Here is a 3,640-nt window from a genome sequence, read left to right as displayed (position 1 = left end):
TGGCCGCCGCGCGGCGGCCGGCGGACCGGCTCACCGCGTTCGCGGCGGCCGTCCGGCACCTGCTGGCCGACCCGGTGCTCCCGCCGGACCTGCTCCCCGCCGACTGGCCGGGCACGGCCCTGCGGGCCGCGTATACGGCTTATCAGCGGGAGCAGGCGGCAACCGGCCCGGCGACGGACTGACGGGCCGGTGGACCGGCGGGCAGGCGGACCGGCGGACTAGACGACCTTCTCCGACGGCCCAGCGGCTCCCGTGTCCGTTGCCGTGTCCGTTGCCGCGTCCGTCGGCGTGTCCACCGCCTGCGCCCCCTTCCCGGGCAGGTGGTTGAAGAGCAGGTTCAGCACGATCGCCGTCAGGCACCCCGCGCTGATGCCGCTGTGCATCACCGTCTGGAACCAGTCGGGGAACGCGTCGTAGACCGTCGGCACGCCGACCGGGAGCAGGCCGACCGCCAGGGACACGGCCACCACCGTCAGATTGTGGTTGCCCTCGAACTCGACCCGCGCGAGGGTCCGCAGGCCGCTGGCCGCCACCGTCCCGAACATCACCACGCCCGCCCCGCCGAGCACCGGCGCGGGTATCGCCGCCACCACCGCGCCCAGCTTGGGCAGCAGACCGAGCAGCACCAGCATGCCGCCCGCCGCGGCGACCACCCAGCGGCTGCGCACCCGGGTCATGCCGACGAGCCCGACGTTCTGCGCGAACGCCGTGTACGGGAAGGTGTTGAAGACACCGCCGAGGACGGTGGACAGTCCGTCGGCGCGCAGTCCGTCGGCGAGGGAGCGCGGCTCCGCCGGACGGCCGGTCATCTCACCGACCGCGATGAAGTCACCGGTCGTCTCGGTCATGCAGACCAGCGCCACCACCAGCATCGACACGATCGCCGACGCCTCGAACGCCGGCGCGCCGAAGTGGAACGGCGTGCTGATCCCGACCCAGCCCGCGTCGGAGACGCCGCTGAAGTCGGTGAACCCGAACGGCACAGCGACCGCCAGTCCGACGGCGATGCCGAGCAGCACCGCGATCCGGCTGAGGAACGGCGGCGCGAACCGCTGGACGGCGAGCACCACCACGAGGACGAACGCGGCGAGGGCTATGTTCCCCGGGTCGCCGAAGTCCTCCGCACCGGAGCCGCCAGCGACCCAGTTGCCCGCGACCGGCATCAGCGAGACGCCGATGATCAGGATCACCGTGCCGGTCACCAGCGGCGGGAAGAACCGCAGCAGCCGTCCGAAGACCGGCGCCAACAGCATGATCGCGAGTCCGGCGACGATCACCGCGCCGTAGATCGCGGGCAGCCCGCCGCCCGTCGTGCCGATCATGACCATGGGGGAGACGGCGGCGAACGTGCAGCCCTGCATGATCGGCAGCCGGACGCCGAAGCGCCAGAAGCCGATGCACTGGAGGAGCGTGGCGACGCCGCACACCAGCAGGTCGGCGGTGATCAGGTACGCCAGGTCCGCGGGCGGCAGCTTCATCGCGCCGCCCACGATCAGCGGGACGGCGACCGCGCCCGCGTACATCGCGAGCACGTGCTGGAGGCCGAAGGCGGCCAACTGCCGTACGGGTGGCACCTCGTCCACGGGGTGCACGGAAGGGGTCGTTGCCATGGGCGCTCCTGGGCTGCGGGTAGGGCTGTGGCCGGAAAAGACCGAACAGCCAAGGACCGTAGGAGCCTTGAACAGTTTGTTGATTTCCGCTGTGTTGCCGCCGTGTGACCGCCCCGGCGGCACACTCGCCCCCCGGGTACGCCCCCCCAGTACGCCCCCCGGTACGTCTAGCGGGACCCGGCCCGTGCCGCCGTCAGCAGCGACTCCCAGTCGGGCAGTTTGACCACGGTGCGGCCGAGGGCGGCGCCCAGCTCCGCCTCCGCCCGCTCGATGGCCCGCCACCCCGCCCACTCGACGGGCTCCACGCCCTCCGCGCGGAGGGCGGTCAGCGGATCGCCGCCCGGCACGTCCGCGCCCGCGAGCAGACCCGCGTCCGCCAGCAGCGACGTCACCGTCTCCTTCGCGCACGGGCGGTTGGTGCCGATGACGCCGGTGGGGCCGCGCTTGATCCACCCGGCGACGTACACCCCCGGCACGACGGCACCCGCGCGGACGACCCGTCCGGCCAGGTGCGGCACCGTGCCGTTCGCGGTGTCGAACGGCAGCCCCTGCGGCGCCACCCCCCGGTACCCCACCGACCGCAGCACGAGCTGCGCCTCGATCTCCTCGTACCGTCCGGTGCCGGTCACCCCGCCGTCGCCGTCCGGGACCGTCCGCTCGAACCGCACGGCGCCCACCCGTCCGGCACGGGCGAGCAGTTCGACGGGCCGGAGGTGGAAACGCAGCCGGATGCGGCGCGTCGCACGGCCCGGCCGCCCCGTGACCGCGCCGGACGCGGCGGCGGCCCAGCCGCGTACCACCTCCACGTTGCGCCGCGCGGCGGCGGGCAGCGCGGACGGGTCGCGGTACGCCGGGTCCAGCGCCGCCTCCGCCGGGTCGGCCAGTACCTCGGTGTCCGGCAGCGCGCCGAGTTCCCGCAGCTCCTTGGTGGTGAACCGGGCCTGGGACGGGCCGCGCCGCCCGACCATGTGGATCTCCCGCACCCGGCCGGCGGCCAGCGCCCTGAGCGCGGCCTCGGGCATGTCGGTGCCGCTCAGCTCGGCCGCGCCGCGCGCCAGGATGCGTACGACGTCCACGGCGACGTTGCCCATGCCGACGACGACCGCCGTCCGGGCGCCCCGCACGTAACCGCCGTCGGCCGCGTCCGGATGGGCGCTGTACCAGGACACGAACTCCGTCGCCGGCCAGCTGCCCGGCAGGTCCTCGCCCGGGACGCCGAGGCGCCGGTCGGCGGCGGCGCCGACGCAGTACACCACCGCGTGGTACAGCCGCCGCAGCAGGTCCGCGGGGACGCCGCCGGGGCCGACGGGGACACCGCCGAGGAAACGCACCCGCTCGTGCTCCAGGACGGTCCGCAGGGCGCCCTGCAACGACTTGATCTTCTCGTGGTCGGGCGCCACCCCGTACCGCACCAGCCCGTACGGGCAGGGCAGGCGGTCCAGGACGTCGACGCGCACCTCCGCGTCCTGCTGGACGAGGCTCTGCGCGGTGTAGCACCCGCTCGGTCCCGAGCCGACGACGGCGACACGCAGCACGGCACAACTCCTTCGGCGGGAGTCGCTGACAAGTCCAGCTTCGCACCGCTCACGGTCGGCTGACAGGGTGCTGCGCGGCCCGGGACGCGTGTGTTGTTCGTATGGAATGTGATCATGCGGTTACGTTCCGGGAGTGCCCGATGCCTCCAGCGTCCACCGTTCCCTCCGGCTGTCCGACCGCCTCCCCGCCGACGGCGACGTCTCCGTGCGGCACGCGTGGAACGTGCGGGAGGACGGCGGTACCGCCTCCTGGTTCGACGTACGGCTGCGCTTCACCGACGGCGCCTGGGTCGAGGCGCTGGCGGTGGTCTCCCCGGAGGGCGTCTGCCTGGAGGACGTACAGGCCCGGCCCGCGCTCTCCCTCGACGACCTCACGACGCTCGGCGACTGGCTGGAGGACCCGCTCGCCGAGGCGTGCGGCGCGGGGCGCCCGGACCGGCCGCCGCCCGCCGTACGGCACGCCCGGCACGCCCGTCCGGCCCGGCCGTTCGGGGC

4 protein-coding genes are annotated in these 3,640 nt (G+C 74.3%); 2 read left to right on the top strand and 2 right to left on the bottom strand.

All coding sequences use genetic code 11. The features are described from left to right. The coding region (locus UW392_RS20900; RefSeq protein ID WP_320776574.1) for a PaaX family transcriptional regulator C-terminal domain-containing protein at positions 1–182 on the top strand (182 nt) is incomplete at its 5' end. 36 nt (positions 183–218) lie between these two features. Here the strand turns inward: UW392_RS20900 and UW392_RS20895 are convergent. Then, positions 219–1,610: a nucleobase:cation symporter-2 family protein gene (locus UW392_RS20895; RefSeq protein ID WP_320776573.1), complete on the bottom strand. Its 1,392-nt coding sequence runs from the start codon at positions 1,608–1,610 to the stop codon at positions 219–221. Positions 1,611–1,777: 167 nt separating this feature from the next. After that, a complete protein-coding gene (locus UW392_RS20890) occupies positions 1,778–3,145 on the bottom strand; it encodes an FAD-dependent oxidoreductase (RefSeq protein ID WP_320776572.1) in 1,368 nt (455 codons plus the stop codon). Positions 3,146–3,278: 133 nt separating this feature from the next. Here UW392_RS20890 and UW392_RS20885 point away from each other — a divergent pair. Continuing rightward, positions 3,279–3,640: DUF6214 family protein (locus tag UW392_RS20885; protein ID WP_414496499.1), on the top strand; the 362-nt coding region annotated here is incomplete at its 3' end.

Source organism: Streptomyces sp. CRN 30, assembly GCF_034105845.1.
The sequence above is the reverse complement of the archived record's forward strand: the minus strand, read 5'-3'. Positions and strand labels throughout refer to the sequence as shown.